Annotated in this window: 16 protein-coding genes, 1 tRNA gene and 1 other annotated feature; of the genes, 4 read left to right on the top strand and 13 right to left on the bottom strand. The window is 61.8% G+C overall.

Features of this window, described 5'->3' with window-relative positions:
• Positions 1–125 precede the first annotated feature (125 nt).
• A complete protein-coding gene (locus tag AD428_RS00805) occupies positions 126–776 on the top strand; it encodes a metallophosphoesterase (protein ID WP_353506955.1) in 651 nt (216 codons plus the stop codon).
• 445 nt (positions 777–1221) lie between these two features.
• Positions 1222–1752, top strand: coding sequence for a MarR family winged helix-turn-helix transcriptional regulator (locus tag AD428_RS00800; RefSeq protein ID WP_053243777.1), 531 nt, complete (start codon positions 1222–1224; stop codon positions 1750–1752).
• A gap of 78 nt (positions 1753–1830) precedes the next feature.
• Here AD428_RS00800 and AD428_RS00795 read toward each other — a convergent pair whose 3' ends face one another.
• From AD428_RS00795 to AD428_RS25870, 4 genes are all read right to left on the bottom strand, one after another.
• On the bottom strand, positions 1831–2784 hold the full coding sequence (locus AD428_RS00795) for a Bug family tripartite tricarboxylate transporter substrate binding protein (RefSeq protein ID WP_053243776.1): 954 nt from the start codon (positions 2782–2784) through the stop codon (positions 1831–1833).
• 54 nt (positions 2785–2838) lie between these two features.
• Positions 2839–3864 carry a TauD/TfdA family dioxygenase gene (locus tag AD428_RS00790; RefSeq protein WP_235488653.1) on the bottom strand — a complete coding sequence of 342 codons (1026 nt, stop codon included), beginning with the start codon at positions 3862–3864 and terminating at the stop codon, positions 2839–2841.
• Between the two features lie 108 nt (positions 3865–3972).
• Positions 3973–4281 carry a DUF4189 domain-containing protein gene (locus AD428_RS29170; protein WP_160318535.1) on the bottom strand — a complete coding sequence of 103 codons (309 nt, stop codon included), beginning with the start codon at positions 4279–4281 and terminating at the stop codon, positions 3973–3975.
• 293 nt (positions 4282–4574) lie between these two features.
• Positions 4575–4660, bottom strand: a tRNA-Ala gene (locus AD428_RS25870).
• Between the two features lie 109 nt (positions 4661–4769).
• On the opposite strand from AD428_RS25870, the gene AD428_RS00785 reads away from it, so the two are divergent.
• Positions 4770–5882, top strand: a complete 1113-nt coding sequence (locus tag AD428_RS00785; RefSeq protein ID WP_053243775.1) for a site-specific integrase — start codon at positions 4770–4772, stop codon at positions 5880–5882.
• Positions 5845–7073, top strand: a protein-coding gene (locus AD428_RS00775; RefSeq protein ID WP_102964834.1) for an IS3 family transposase whose coding sequence is annotated in 2 segments (ribosomal slippage) — positions 5845–6124 and positions 6124–7073 — 1230 coding nt in all. Because the reading frame shifts where the segments join, the coding sequence is not laid out codon by codon here. The genes AD428_RS00785 and AD428_RS00775 overlap by 38 nt, the downstream gene beginning before the upstream one ends.
• Positions 6123–6239, top strand: a sequence feature (AL1L pseudoknot). Its footprint overlaps the gene before it by 117 nt.
• A gap of 30 nt (positions 7074–7103) precedes the next feature.
• On the opposite strand, the gene AD428_RS00770 is transcribed toward AD428_RS00775, so the two are convergent.
• From AD428_RS00770 to AD428_RS00730, 9 genes are all read right to left on the bottom strand, one after another.
• Positions 7104–7619, bottom strand: coding sequence for a type IV secretion system protein (locus tag AD428_RS00770; protein ID WP_160318534.1), 516 nt, complete (start codon positions 7617–7619; stop codon positions 7104–7106).
• 71 nt (positions 7620–7690) lie between these two features.
• Entirely contained in the window at positions 7691–8413 is a 723-nt protein-coding gene (gene virB5, locus AD428_RS00765; protein ID WP_053243772.1) for a P-type DNA transfer protein VirB5, read from the bottom strand.
• Positions 8414–8415: 2 nt separating this feature from the next.
• Positions 8416–10863: a VirB4 family type IV secretion/conjugal transfer ATPase gene (locus AD428_RS00760; RefSeq protein WP_082308191.1), complete on the bottom strand. Its 2448-nt coding sequence runs from the start codon at positions 10861–10863 to the stop codon at positions 8416–8418.
• Positions 10860–11264 (bottom strand): type IV secretion system protein VirB3, encoded by a 405-nt coding sequence (locus tag AD428_RS00755; RefSeq protein ID WP_053243771.1) that lies wholly within the window; start codon positions 11262–11264, stop codon positions 10860–10862. Before AD428_RS00755 ends, AD428_RS00760 begins: the two co-directional genes overlap by 4 nt.
• A gap of 2 nt (positions 11265–11266) precedes the next feature.
• The gene (locus tag AD428_RS00750) at positions 11267–11569 is read right to left on the bottom strand and encodes a TrbC/VirB2 family protein (RefSeq protein ID WP_053243770.1); all 303 of its coding nucleotides are present in this window, start codon (positions 11567–11569) and stop codon (positions 11267–11269) included.
• A 143-nt stretch (positions 11570–11712) separates the two neighbouring features.
• Positions 11713–12405, bottom strand: a complete 693-nt coding sequence (locus tag AD428_RS00745) for a lytic transglycosylase domain-containing protein (RefSeq protein ID WP_053243769.1) — start codon at positions 12403–12405, stop codon at positions 11713–11715.
• 2 nt (positions 12406–12407) lie between these two features.
• Complete coding sequence (locus tag AD428_RS00740; protein WP_053243768.1) at positions 12408–13043, bottom strand: TrbM/KikA/MpfK family conjugal transfer protein; 636 nt, start codon at positions 13041–13043, stop codon at positions 12408–12410.
• Positions 13044–13053: 10 nt separating this feature from the next.
• Positions 13054–13905 (bottom strand): hypothetical protein, encoded by an 852-nt coding sequence (locus tag AD428_RS00735; RefSeq protein ID WP_053243767.1) that lies wholly within the window; start codon positions 13903–13905, stop codon positions 13054–13056.
• A gap of 26 nt (positions 13906–13931) precedes the next feature.
• The gene (locus AD428_RS00730; RefSeq protein ID WP_053243766.1) at positions 13932–15140 is read right to left on the bottom strand and encodes a hypothetical protein; all 1209 of its coding nucleotides are present in this window, start codon (positions 15138–15140) and stop codon (positions 13932–13934) included.
• Positions 15141–15143: the final 3 nt, after the last annotated feature.

Here is a 15143-nt window from a genome sequence, read left to right as displayed (position 1 = left end):
GCAGGCTCGGCCCTCATGCTGGCCGGCCAGCCAAGTATCATGAGCGCGATCATGAACACGCGCCGCCAGAAACATACATGAAGTCAGGAACGGAGTCCGGCAATTGCCGCGTTCGGCGCTTTGGCTTGAACGCCAGGGGCCGCGACCTGGCCGTAGGCGACATCCACGGCCATTTCAACCGCCTCGACGCCGCGCTGACGGCCATCGGATTCTCGCCCGGGCGCGACAGATTGTTCGCCGTGGGCGATCTCGTGGATCGCGGGCCGGAATCCGCCGACGTCCTGGCGTGGCTGGAGCGGCCCTGGTTCCATGCCATCTGCGGCAACCATGACCTGATGACCTGGCGGCGGGCCCTCAACGACCCGATTCCCGACGTCGACCATCTTGCCCATGGCGGCAGATGGCTGGATGCCTGCGATGGCCCCACCCGGGCACGCATCGCAGCATGCCTGCGGGCCTTGCCGCTGGCGATCGAGGTGGAAACGGCGAACGGCGTCGTCGGGCTGGTCCATGCCGACTTTCCGTACGACGATTGGCAAGCCATCCATGGCGCTGCCTTCAGCCCGGAAGACGAAGACGCCTGCCTGTGGTCCATAGACCGCTATCGGATGCAATATGCCCGGCCCATCCGAAACGTGCGCGCCGTGGTGCACGGGCACATGACACTGCGCGAACCGACCCAGCTCGGCAATGTCTATTACATCGACACCGGCGGATGGCAGGACGGCGGAAGGTTTACGTTGCTGGATCTGCATACGCTCAAGCCTGGGCGATGAGTTTCCGTTTCCCGCCCTCGGGCCGGAAACCGCCAAATCGACGAGTCTGGACGCAGTCGTCCAAGGAGCTGCCGCTGGACGACGGGCCCAACCGCGCGCGCCGTTCTGCTATTCCCTGATCGCCGCGCGCATTCGCCGCCACGATGCCTTTTGACCGGAGCGGCGTCATGAAGTAAAACCTGCCGCCGCCTGCCCCGGTTTTCCGTACCGTGCTGATCGCATCTTTTCGCTTGGCATCGGGCTGTGTCCGACCGGCACCATGTCGCGCAGCGATCTCGCGGATTGCCTCCGGCCCGACCCAGACGCCCGGCGGCGGGCATTGCGCCCCGACGTTCTCGCGCGGACGGCACAGGCAGGCGACATGCGCTCGCGCGTCGCCGGCGTCAAAGCGCGGGCATGCGGAGCATGTTTGACTATTTGGACATAGCCTGTTTCCATACCGACGATGACAGACAACCCCGATCTCAAAGGACTTCAGTCTCGGCGTTCCAAGGGCCTGAGCCGGCTGCTGTTGCTGGCCCGCCGGAACTTTGTCCTGGCCATTGGCAATGTGATCAGCGAAACCGGCAATCCAAGCGTGCCCGACTCGTGCATGATGCTGTTGCCGCACATCGACCTCGAAGGAACACGCAGTACCGAAATCGCCCAACGGGCCGGCATGACCAAGCAGGCGGTGACACAGTTGATTCAACTGATGGAGCGCCACGGTTTGGTGCAGAAACTGGTCGATCCCCATGATGCGCGGGCGACGCTAGTCTCGTTTACCGATCAGGGCATTGAATATCTCACCGGCATGCATGCCGCGATCGACCGTGTTGAGCATGATCTGGCCAGCAAGCTGGGCAAGGCGCAGATGAAAAATCTGCGCGCCGCCCTGGAAATAATGGCGTACCAGTGGCGGCCGGACGCGAATCGAGCCGGCCGCCAGGTCACGGGGCGCGCGGATGCAAAACGGATGCGCCCGCGCGGGCAATAATGACTTTCCGCTGGCGCACGGCATTCCTCCCTGCGAGTTTCCCGTATCGGCCACGGTCGGCAGCGGCCGGAGGCGTGTCTAGTTGGGCCGGGCCAGCTTCGGGTTCTTGCGTACGAAATCAGCCGTGACGGCCGTATCTTTCCGAAGCAGGGCGCCCAGCTGTTCGGGGCTGGAAGACTCCAGCAGATAACCCAGCGGCTCCAGCTCGTCCCGGATCTTGGGGTCGTTCACGAATCCGACCGTGATTTCGTTGAGGCGCTCGATGATCTTCGCGGGAGTGCCCTTGGGGGCAAAGACCGCATACCAGTTCGCGATTTCCGCGTGCACCCCTCCTTCGGCCAGCGTGGGTACGTCGGGCAGGCTCTTGCTGCGCTCGGCGGATGTCACGGCAACAGGATGCAGTTTCCCGCTGGCGACGAGGGGTTTCAACACGGGGATATTTGCGAAGACCAGATTCACTTGTCCTCCTACAGCGTCCATCGCGGCCTGTGCGCCGCCCTTATAGGGAACATGAGTGAGGCTGATGCCCGAATGCGCCTGCAGCAGCGCAACTTGCAAGAACAGCGACGCACTCGAAATGCTGTACTTTCCTGGGTTTGCTTTCGCCTTTGCCAGCAATTCTTCAAGCGATCCGGCGTCAAGATCGACGTTGGACGCCACCAGGCCGGGAATCCTCGTAACCAATCCGACGGGCTCGAGATCTTTCTGCGGATCGAACGACGGCACGGGGCCGGTGGAAGGGTTGGTGGCAAGCGTGTCGATGCCCCACAGAAAGGTATAGCCGTCGGGGCTGGCGCGAACGACCTGCTCACTGCCGATATTGGTTGACGCGCCCGGCTTGTTTTCGATCACCACGGGCTGATCCAGAACGGACTGGACGTAGCTGCCATACTTTCGGGCGATGAGATCGGAAGACCCGCCAGGTGCGTAGGGGACCACGAGCTTGATCGGCCTGTCGGGCCAGGCGGCCCATGCCGGGGCAGTCATGGCAAGAAGAACGCAGCCTGCGAGAAGCGTGGGAAGCCTGAACATATTGTCTCTCCGGGTTCGTTATGGGCCGATCTTCTGAAAGCGAACCTTGCTGGGTCAGGCTGTTGCCGCCGCATGCCGGGCCCGGTAAGAATGGCAAAACTCACGAGTGTCCGCGAAGGCCGCAGGAAGCGCGCGGCCATTGGGCAGCGTCAGCCAGGTGCGAAGCAGCCGCCGCTTGTCTTCCGGTTTTTCGTGGTCTTCGTACTTGGTCCGCGAGTGAAATATCGAGTAGTTGTTGCCGATCTGGATATCCCCGGGCTCCATCATGAACGAGAGCTGCATGTCCGGCTCGCTGCAAATTTCATCCAGGAGATCGAGCGCGGCGATCTGGTCGCCGGTCAGGCGCGGGACATGGTCAAAGCGCTGCGCCATGTCGAGGTAGTCGCGCTTGTACAGCGCGCTGAGCTTTCCTTCGAAATAGTTGAAGACGGGAACACATTGGACTTCATGCCCGGCGGGATGCTGGCCGCGCGCGTCGAAGTAATAGGGCTGCTGCAGCGTCGCAGCCAGATGCGGCGCGCGCTTCAGGATCTGGTTGAATACCTGGTTCACGCTGACCAGCTTGCTGACCCCGCCGGACACTGCTGTCTTGATGCACAGCAGCATGAAAGCGTCTCCTCCGTCATTGTGAAACGTGAGTTCGTTATCCGTTTCGTAGCCGCGAGCGGAATGGTCGTCGGTCAGCTTTTTGCCTTTGTTGTAGACGCTGTGCAGGCGGCTGCCGCTCTTGTCCTGGGCTTCCGGCTCGCCGACGAGCAAGGAGAGCGCCCAGAACAGCTGTTCGCACTGGCGGATGGTGTAGCGGGCCACGGGGAGGCCGCGCAGCACCTGAAAGCCTTTGCCTCCTTCGATCTCATTCCGGATACGCTCCAGTTTTGCCTGCAAAAGAGGCATCTGCACGTCTTCCCGGGTGATCGCCTCGAATCCATCGAATCGAGCCGTAAACCGCTGAACCGCCTGCTCGATCTCCTCGATCTCGTGTTCCGTGTAATGCTCGACCCACGTGCGGGGCTCTTTGAAATCCGCGGCTTTCCAGGTGTCCGGCCCCTGGATCGGCGTCATGTGCGGCGTGGCTGGCATCGCAGTCTCCTTACGATTATTTGGTAAAGTAAGTTGACTATATGCCTGGGCCGGCGATCTGTCCAGATGTCCACAAGCCGGTCTGGCGCCCTCGGCAAATGCCGCCCGCTATGGTGGCTGGGCCAGCGGTCCCCTGGGGAAAAGCGCCTTCCGGTAGGGCATGAACTCCGGCTGCTGCCTGCTGCGTGCCGAGCGGTACAGGCGGCAACTGCCGTTCGCCGCCTTGCATTGCGCCATACCGGCTTTTATGCCTTCTTCGACGGATGGGGCGGAGCGCATGTCGTATTTCCCGGCGCCGAGCACCATGACCGCGCAAGCGTTGGCGCAACAAAGTTCGACCCGGCAGGTCTTGCTGCCCTTGGCATGGCGCTCATTGCGCGCGGCCTGTTCCGCAGCCGCACGATCGGGTCGATCCACGGCCGCGCTGGAATCCCCGTCATTCGTGGCGAACGCGACTTGCAGGAACGCACATGAAGCGCAAGCAGGAGGCGGTCGTCGATTTCAAGGGGGAGGAATCGTCCCGGGCAGGGCGGGCGCCAGGAAACGAGGCGAGGCGCGCCACGCTGTGGTCACCGCGCCCACGATGCCTGTCGTTTCCCCAGTCGTGGCTTTGGTCCTTCAAATCGCCCGTGGGCCAATGAAATCAAGCCCGTAGAAACAAAAAAGCCCTGGAACACGCTACGTGTCCAAGGCTTTTCCGTCTGGAATCTTGGTGGAGCGGAGGAGGATCGAACTCCCGACCTTCGCATTGCGAATGCACGAACTCGACTTCTATCTAGATTGCTGTAGTCTATCCATATCAATGGTTTAGGTGCATAAATGGTCCAGCCTTGACGCGGCGTATAGATTTGTTGTCCCAAATCTGTCCCACTGACGGGCGGTGCCGGAAGGTGAAGAACTCAAAGATGGCCAACTTTCGCAAGCGTGGAGAACTCCAATGGCAAGCCCGGATTCGTCGCAAGGGCTACCCTGACCAAGTCAAGACCTTCAATACCCGTGCCGAGGCCGAAGAATGGGCCAGGGCCATCGAGTATCAGATCGACCGAGGGGCGTTTGTCAGTCGGGCCGAGGCCGAAGCTACGACGCTCTACGAGGCGCTGGGCCGGTATGAGCGCGAGGTGACAGTACACAAGAATGGCGAAGCAGCTGAGAAGTCCGTTTTGCGCGTTTGGAGGGACACCGAACTTGCCTTGCGAACCATGCCGGCAATCCGCAGTGCTGACATTGCCAAGTTGCGCGATGAGTGGCTGAAGGCGTTGAAGCCAGCCACTGTGCTGCGTCGGCTGCAACTACTGTCCCATGTCTTCAACATCGCCCGCAAGGAGTGGGGCATGGAGAGCCTGTCGAACCCACTGGAGCTAGTGCGTAAGCCACAGCCCAACAATGCGCGCACGCGGCGGATTGTGGCGGCTAAGCAGACTGGCGCGCCGGCGGAAGGCAGGGAAGAGGCGGCGGATCAGCAGTCTAATCGGGACACGCCTGACGATGAACTGGAGCGCGTGATCGCGGCGACTGGCTCCAGTGTTCTCCCGGCCGTTGTTCGACTGGCCGTGGAGACAGCCATGCGTCGAAGCGAAATAGTCAATCTTCGCTGGGAATACATCGACCTTCAGGATCGCGTTGCCCATTTGCCCAAGACAAAAAACGGAGAGTCGCGTGATGTGCCGCTTTCTTCAAAGGCTGTGGCTGTGCTCGAAACCTTGATGCCTGAAAAGCATGAAGCAGGTGAGTGCAGTGAAGTCAAGGACGACGATACCCGTGTGTTCAAAATTCGCGGCGATGCGGTGACTCGCGCATTTGAGCGGGCTGTAGAGCGCGCTAGGTCGGCATATGAGGACGACTGCAAGAAGGCCAAGGTTCGCCCAGAGCCGAAGTACCTTGTCGATCTGCGTTTCCATGATCTTCGGCATGAGGCGACTTCGCGCCTTGAATTGCCCCGGGTTTTGCGGAGGCTCCAACCTTTGAGAGAATGGAGCCCTTATGAGCAAGCAGAACAAGTTTTCCCCGGAAGTCCGTGACCGCGCCGTGCGTCTGGTACAAGAGCATCGTGGCGAGTATCCATCGCTGTGGGCGGCCGTCGAGTCCATAGCGCCGAAGATCGGCTGCGTGCCGGCCACGCTGTTGGAATGGGTCAAGCGCAGCGAGATCGACAGCGACATGCGTGATGGCATGAGCACCAGTGAACGAGAGCGCATGAAGGCTCTGGAACGCGAGGTCAAAGAACTGCGCCGGGCCAACGAGATCCTGAAGTCGGCCAGTGCTTTTTTCGCCCAGGCGGCGCTCGACCGCGAACTGAAGAAGTAAACGCCTATATCGACCGGCACCGGGACGTCTACGGGGTCGAGCCGATCTGCAAGGTGTTGCAGGTTGCCCCATCGGCGTATCGGCGTCATGCCGCCCGCCAACGATGCCCGGAGCTGCGCAGTGCGCGCAGCCAGCGCGACGAGGGTTTGATGGCTGAGATTCGGCGTGTCTGGCAAGCCAACATGCAAGTCTACGGCGTACGCAAGGTATGGCACCAGTTGCAGCGCGAAGGCATTGCCGTGGCCCGCTGCACGGTTGAGCGCCTGATGCGTCACCTGGGTCTGCAGGGCGTGCGCCGAGGCAAGCGGGTGCGCACCACCATTGCCGACGGTTCGCAGGCATGCCCACTGGATCGCGTCAATCGCCACTTCCATGCCGACAGGCCCAATCAGTTATGGGTCTCGGACTTCACCTACGTGTCGACCTGGCAAGGCTGGCTATATGTGGCCTTCGTCATCGACGTGTTTGCCCGGCGCATCGTCGGCTGGCGCGTGAGCAACACCATGAGTACAGACTTCGTGCTCGATGCTCTGGAGCAGGCTCTGTATGACCGGCGTCCCGCCGAGTCCCTGATTCACCATTCTGATCGAGGATCGCAATACGTGTCCATCCGCTATACCGAACGCCTGGCCGAGGCAGGCATCGAGCCGTCCGTGGGCAGCCGTGGCGACAGTTACGACAATGCCCTGGCTGAAACCATTAACGGGCTGTACAAGGCCGAACTGATTCATCGCCGAGCGCCCTGGAAAACCAGGGCTGCCGTGGAATTGGCCACGTTGGAGTGGGTCGCCTGGTACAACCATCAGCGCCTGCTCGGGTCCATCGGGTATATTCCTCCTGCGCAGGCTGAAGAACGCTATCTCCGTACCAACTCTGACTCTGTGCCGATGAACGCTGTACTTTAACCAAACAGCCTCCTCGATTCCCGGGGCAATTCAGGCCAGGATGCATAACGGCCCGAGCACCACAACTATGCCCATGCCCACCTTTACGGTGATCAGCACAATCATCCCGACGGCGCTCATGAATGCCGAGATGATCGCGATGAGCAATGCGATGACCCAGAAGCCAAAGGCTCTGCCGATGTTGCCAACGCCAGAAGGCGCACGATCCTGAATGCGGGTGCCAATCTCAGCGCCCTTGTTGGCCGCCTCGTCCATCATCTCTGAAGGCGTTTTCTGAGAGCCAGTGAACAGCTGTGCAACGGATGACGGCAGATCCAACATGACGCCAGCGATCTGTTGTTGATACAGACCGCCAGCACCAGCAATGCCGACGATTACTCCTATAGTGGCGACACGCCGAGCAGCCTCCAATACTGGCGTCTGAATGGCCCCCGTCATGATGAGCCAACCGTACCAGATGAGCGAGATGGACAAGCCGACGGCAACGACCGGCATGATCTTCTCGGTAATCGAGGCCACCATTGGCGTCACAACGCCGGTCAGCATGGTGGTTACCGATTCGTCAACCCAGTTGGCAATGCCCCCTAAGCTTGTAAGGGTGACCGAAGACCCAGCCATTAGCGTACTCCCGGCAGCGGCGCGTGGATCGCGTCGATGCTAAGAGAACTCGCAGCGATTTTTTCGGCCTGAGCCTCCAGCAGAGCCTTTTCCGCTTCGAGCTGACGCTGCAACATGTCTGCGCGGGTTTGGTCCACCTGCACATTCGCCTGTTCAACCATCAGGCGGGCCTGCAGGTCGGCGATGGCCTTCGGATCCTGCGTCATGTTGATCTGCGCCTGAAGCTGGTTGATCTGTTGCATACGGGCCGTCATGCCCTTCTGGATCTGTTCGCTCATGGCTTGGCTGCGCAGCGCCAGCTGCTCTGCACGGTTGTCGAGATTCTTGCGGTCGGTCTCGTAGTTGCCTGTGAGGCGTTCCTCTCGCTCGATGCGCCGCAGGATAGCTTCGAAATCTCCGCTCTCGGCTTGGCGCAGGATCACCCGGGCATCGACTGGAAGCGCGGAGCGGATGGCCGGGTTGTTCAGAATATCGCCCAGGTTGCGCACGCCAGTAATTGACTCGAGCTGTCGCCGCTGGTTATCGAGTTGATCCTTGAGCACCCCAATCTGCTCAACGTACTTGAGCATGGTCTCCGCATGCTTGACCGCGCGGTCTGCGATACTGGCGCCGTCGACCACGGGAATGCCGCTGGCATGAGAAGACGTTGCCACATTGAAAATCATGGCCGACGCGATGGTGAAGGCGGCGCAGCGCCGCCAAGCTTGCTTTGCACGGTACATGGTTAACTCCTTGTCGCCTCTCGGGCGAGCGCGAGGTAATGGGGCAGCCAGACCTCAGGATCTGGCCCGTACTTTGCAATGGCCTCCTCCGCGAGGTCGGCCATATCTGCGGAGCCGGAGAACACGAGCAGCGAATCGGGGCACGTGGACAGGTCGAGTTCCGCGGTCACCGTGGAATCGCCCTGCTTGATCAGACACTGGCGACTGAATTCGCCCAATTTCTGCACCAGCTTGAACGCGGCGGGACTCAGCTTGAAATCGTTGATGTACTCCGCCTCGGACGCTTTCGGGTTGGGCAGAAAGATCTGCGTTGCCGATTGCTGAATCATCGAGCGGCCGACGGGATTGCCGCTGATCGCCTCCGGCTCTTGTGTGGCGAACACGAAGACGCCGTTCTGTTTGCGGATCGTGCGGCTCTTGTTCTGCATGAAGTATTGGAAGTACGGCACCTTGAGCGGGTGCTGAACCTCATCGAAGAAGTACGCAAAGCGCCGACCGTCGATCATGTTCTCGGTCCGATGAAGCAGATAGGTGATGGCCGCGTCGCGAATTTCGCCATGGTCGAGAAACTCGGTCAAGTCGAAGCCGAAGAGATCCGTGCGTGACAGATCGAGCTCGTCGGTCTCATTGTCGAGGAGCCAGCCGTTCTCATAGCCTGTGCACCACCGTTGCAGCCGCTCGCGCAGGCTGAGCGAGGCTCCCTCGGACGGGGCTGACGGGAGGAACTGGAGCAGGGTCGACAATCGTCGCTGCGGCTGTTCGATGTACTCCACCAGCTTGTGTACTGCAGCCTCGATCTGCTTCTGTTCAGCCATTGTCGGCGGTTCTCCCCCATCGGCCGCCAGCTGGCGAGTCAAGTTCACCATGAAGGCCGTGTTCGTTTTGGTGGGCTCGAGTTGCAGGTAGTTCCAGCCGGTCGGCAGGCCCAGCTGCATCGAAAAATACTTCCCGCCCATGGCCATCACGGCGACCTGCATGCCACGATCTTTGTCGAAGATCGCGCCCGTGTAGTTGAACTTGCGAGCCTGCGAAATGAGATGGCCGAGGAGGACAGTCTTGCCTGTTCCGGACTGACCGATGATCGACGTATTGCCCAAGCGGCGTTTACCCGTCTCATCAACTTCCGCGAGCGATGCGTGGAAGTTCATGTAATAGGGAGTACCGCCTGTGGTCTTCAGCATCGTCACCGCCGGTCCCCAGGGGTTGCCCGCCGGCTTGCCGAACAGGTAGTTGTGCATCGAGGAGAAGCACAAGTAGTTCAGCGAGGTGATGGGGGCAGGACGTGGGCGCCATTTCCAGTTGCCCGGCAGTTGAGCGGCCCAAGCCGCGATGAGCGCGCGGTCGACCAGGCGGACCACCACTTCGTCATTGGCGAGTGCACCGCTCAGCTCGGCGGCGGCGCGTAGCGTGCGTTCGCTATCCTCGCCGAAAACTTGCAGGGTGGCATGGTGGTCGCCCATGACGAACTTGCCGGCGGCCAGGTCGTCTCGCGCCGTCTTGAGATCATTGATCTGCGAAGTGGAATAGTCGCCCGAGTCTTGTAGCCACTTGATCTGGCGCGACAGCGCTTTCAGGCCCTCGGCCTTCGACATGGAGCCGAAGGACTGCGACAGCACGAATTCGTGCGGCTGATTCAGCAGGCAGTTCAGATGGCCAGGCTTGGTGCTATTGCAGTACTCGCGGATTTCCAGCATCACGTAACGACGCGTCCAGTCGGGGCCTCGCATTTCTGCCTGCTCCCCGTGGGTGGAGAAGAATTGGCGGCTGACCGGCAGATAGTTGTAAAGGCGAGCGTCGACGACGGGGACGGGTGACATCTTGCCGTTGAGCAAGAGCCCGAAGAACTCCGCCGGCTCCGAGAAATGCCCGACGCGGCGGTTGCCGGCCTCATCGGGCGGTGTGGCCCGATTCACGATGGTGAGCAGTTCTGGGCCATAACGCTTGAGCGAGGAGCTCAGCTTGCGGTTGATGTCATCGAGCTGGTCGATGGCCTGCGTTTGCCACGCCAGGGCGTCACGGGCTGTGCGACGTTCGAACTTTGAGAGCAGCTGCAGCGCGGGATCGATCTGCGGCCGAATGATGATCGTCAGATACATCTCATTGATCATCGGCGGCTTGCCATCGAAAACCTTGCGGTAGGCGGCGTCGTGAGCGCGTGAGAACGCGTCGGGGTAGTTGCTTTCCGGGTATTCGGAGACACGACGCCGAACCAAATGCGTCCAGAGGCCGAAGCCACTCGGCCACCCACGGAGAACGTTGTTCAGCTCCTCGATCCAGGCCTTTTGCTCGGCTTCGGAGTAACCTTCGAAGGTGCGTCCGTCGATGCGCCAGGTCGACAGATATTCCCAATCACGAGTGGCAATGATGGATTCGGTGACATGGTGCGAAAATGGAACATACTTGCTGACTGCCGGCTCTTTAGCGGGCAGCGCCGGAGCGTGGTGGGTCATTGATTACGATCTCCCAGCTGCCGGCACCAACGCCGGCGCTTGCCGTATGGGGTGGGGGTCAGGGAAACGGCGCCCCAGTGCCGTTTGTTGGGTGCAAAGAGCTTGGTCTTTGCCCAGAGCTCCCAAATCCAGAACGCGCGATCGTCATTTCGGCTGAGCACAGCCACGACCGGGTACAGGACAGGTCCGAGCAGCCAGCCCCAGAGGGTGAACATGGCGACCGAGACGGTCAGGAAGACCAGGCCAACAAAGGCTCGGGTCGGAACGCCGCCCTTGATGGTGGCTATGCGGGTGGCTCCCTTGAACAGTGGGTACTGATTCGGTGGAACGCTCGACGCTGTGGCAGGCGTCTCGGGCGCGGCCCCACCGCGCTGGCGCGACGCCTTTTCAGGGGCGCTCATATTCAGAAGATCAGCTTGATGAGGCCGCCGGCGAGAGCGCCGGCAAACACAACGCCGCCAGCCCACTGGATCAGCTGGTCTTTGCGGATGACCTCCGCGGAGTAAGCGAGGCCCAGGGCGCCGGCGATGATCAACGCAATTACCGGAATGACGAGCCAGAGCCAGTCTCTGAAGTTCTCCGCGGCTGCCTGCACCTTTTCGAGCTGGGCGAAAGCCAGGTCCGGGTGGACAAGCAGGAGCGCGCCCAACGCGAAGTAGGGGAGCAGGGCAAAGGGACGCGAGGAACGTTGCGACGTGGTCGACATTGGAATCTCCAATAGCTATTCGCCACCCAGCACGTGAGTGCGGGCGGCAATGTGGTAGAAGAAGGGAGCCGCGAGCCTGCGGGGGGCAGAGCGGCGAGAGAACAAGGAAGGAGGCGTTTAGCGGCTAAACGCCCTTGGCGCCGCTATTGCGGGCGCGTGGCCGGTCGCATGGGGACTGGTGCCCCGAAGACGGCATCCGCTCGCCTGTTGAAAGCGTCTTTTCGAGGTGACGTGAAGGCGTCAGCGCGCGGGGTGTGAAAGGCGTCGGGCCGAGGCGCAGCGAAGGCATCGGGCCGAGGTGCCATGGAGGCATCCTGACGCTTCACCCCGCTGGTGGCGGGCGGCCGGGCGGCTCCCTCGACCTGCTTGACAATCGCAGGAACGGGCATGCCCGCGCCCGCGATGACCTTGGCGACGTATCCATTCTTGAATCCATCGGTCAGGTTTCCGGTGTTGTAACAACTGAACGCGGCGTACAGGGCCGGTTGCCCTGGTCCGTGCAACGCCGCGGCGCGCCTGTAGCACTCCACGAGCACGCGCTGTGCGGAGGCCAGGTTTACGCACGGGTCGAAGATGGTTTCGGGCGTTACGCCGAGCCATTGCCAGTTGCGCACGTTGATCTGGCCATAGCCCACGTCGAAGTTGACGCCCCGGTCCATCAGCTTTCGGACCTCCGCAATCGCCTCCTCGCGAGACTTCGGCCGAATGCTGCGATGCGGCTTGCTGTTGACGCCGATGACCAATGGGTTGAAGGCGGATTCATGGCGCACGACGGCGGCCAAGGTGCTGATATGGACGTCAGGTGCGCACTGGCGGGCCAGTGCAGGAAAATCCATCGTCAGTTTCCTCCGCCGTAGTTCTCGCGCGCAGCCTTCTTGGCGGCCTGGTCGCGTTGGTACTTCGCCAGAGCGCGGTCATAGTCCTTCGCCTCGGCCCAAAAGCCGTCCTCCTCCGGCGTGCCGACGTAGCGAGGCATATCGCCGCGCAGGTCGGTGTACTCATGGAGGATGTACGCGGAGCAGTAGGACGGCAGCTTGTCGGAGATGACCGTGCGGTCGTAACCGGCATCGCCGCCCTGACCATAGGTGTAGGCCAGGGTTCGATTCAGCGTTTTCGCGTCGCACTGACCAGCGCCGTGGGCAAGCGCCTTTGCCAATCCCTGCATCGCGCTAGATTCCCGGACTACCGGGCAAAGCGCGAGGAATGCCTGCCGAGCGTCCAGTGTGTCAGAGAGCTTCTTCTTCTTGATGCCGAAGAAGTGGGATAGGGAAGCGCCGCACTCGGACGGGCGGCTACTGCCGGACAGACACAGCAATGCTTCGCATGCGAGACGCACGTCGCCGGTAAGAAGGGAAGTGTCGATGTCTACCGAAGGCGGCAACTGGACTGAGACGCCGCTGGCCATCGCAGGCGCGAACCCTGGCATGAGCGTCAGCACGAAAAACGCCAGAAGGCGCTTGAGTCGGATGGACATGGTGGAGCTCCTATAGGCAGAGGTTGTAGGAATTGGTCGCCACCACGCGCTTGCCCTCGCGGGTCTCGGTTGTGGCCGAGCATCCGTCGACGGCTATGACGTTCACGATCCGGGTGGCCGACTCGCACATGTCGGCGTCGCCGCCGGTCGAGTTGTCGCAGCTGCCAGTCAGCTCCGCGGTCTTGCCACCGTTGGAGAGCTGGCAGTGCCCTGCATAGCCATTCGTCACCGACTGGCCGGGCGAGGCGATCGAGCCGCTCCAGATAGTGCCGGTGGAGTTGCCGCTTCCGGCGGTGGAGCCGATCGCCCACAGGCATGTCAGCGTGGCGGCGGGCCGATACAGCGTGACGCCGTACATCGTCCCGTAGTTCACCTGCATCCCCTTCCAGATCTGCTTGTGCGTGCTGGAGGAGATTGCGGTGCCCTTGAAGTTGTTGGTGCCGGAGTATTCGGCCCCCCGAGCTTTGGCGATGACGGTGTCTACGACGCCGGCGCCGCGCGGCGCTTGGCAGTTTTGCTGCCAGGGCCCCCAGTCCTCATGGGCGACGTCTGCGGGATTGGCTTGCAGAATGTAAGCGGTGCGATAGCGCACCTGCGTTCCCACGTATCCGTCAGGGCATTGAGTCGTCTCGCTCTGGGTTTCGGCGCGCCTGCAGCCGCCATAGACGGTGTGCCAGGAATATCCGGCGATGCAGCCGCCCGGGGGCAGAGGGGCGCCCTGGTTCACCTGTACGGACATGTGTTGCAGGTCGGTCTGCAGCTGCACATCGGCCTGAGTTTGGGCATGGGCCAGCGGTGCGAGCGCCAGGCCGACAAGGGCGAGCGCACGCGCGCCCCAGCACGCGATGGTGCGGAACTTCATGGTTATCTCCTGTTGAAAGGTGGGCGTTAGCTCTTGCAGCCTTGCATGACAGCGGCACGCGCGTTCGCGTCGGCTGGCGTGATGATGACGCGGTCACCCGAGAGCGTCGCGGTTTGGGCCACCCGCACGTAGCTGGACCCTGCATTCTGGAAGGTGCCGGAGAACGAGCCGTTCACCGTGACAGCGCCAGCAGCATTGACATAGCCGGAACCCTGAATCGTGCCGCCCACTGAGCCCGCAACATTCACGTCAGATCCCGTGACGGTGGCGCCAAGCCCCTGCAGGGAGACATAGCGCCAGGGGGTTAGGCCAGCCGGGCAGACCAGAGACGGCACCGTCGCGTTGTTCGGCAAGTTGGGGTACACGCCGGTTACCACATGGCCTGTGGCGGAGAACCAGGCACCATTCACGCAGACGGCCAGCATCTTGTCGGCCGTCGAGGCGTACAGCCCCTCGGGTGTGCAGGCCGCACCAGGCGTGACCGCTGTGTTGAGGAGCAGCCCTTGGTTTGTCTGGATTGTCCTGTCCACCGTCAGCGTGTTGTGCAGCGTGACGGGCCGTGTTTCCCCGTGCCGGACGAATTGGGCAAACGGCGTGGCATCCAGACCTGCGGCGACGACCGCATGTCCTACTTCGGTGCCGAAGTCAAACCACGTGCGCGGCACATTGACCAATGGGCCGACCACCTGTGTGCCGCCGCGCGCGTCGTGGCCACCATATCCGTCGGCGGACATCATGACCTTGGCCAACAGCGTCGGCGAATAACGCGCGCGTGAGCCTGCCGGAGCCGTGCAGCCACCGGGTTGCCGTTGACTGCGCTGCGCGCTTATCGGGTGACATGTATAGACATAGGCTGTCGTTCGGCAGTCGGCGCCGGGGCACGTGCCCTGCCGCACAAGGGCGAACCGCACCGCGTCGCCCAGCGCCGGATAGCGTGGTGTGTTAGCCGGCAGGACGCCGAGCTCGACCAATTCGGGGACGCCACCGCGCGCGACTTGGCCGCCAGCGACTCCCACCCAGGACAGATTCGCCGGGACGCCGTCGCCGCCAGTAATGTTCTCGTTGCTGAGCCAGGACTGATACTTCACCTGCAGGTCGACAACCGCGCCACGCACTTGGAGCATGTAGCGTCCAGTGCTGGCCGCAGCGTTGTCGTCGACGGCACGGCTGATCTCGCCTGCTCCAAATATGGCCGCGAATATGGCGACCACGATTGTGATGATGACGGGAATCAAGGC

This window comes from Achromobacter sp. DMS1 (assembly GCF_001270295.1).
The sequence above is the reverse complement of the archived record's forward strand: the minus strand, read 5'-3'. Positions and strand labels throughout refer to the sequence as shown.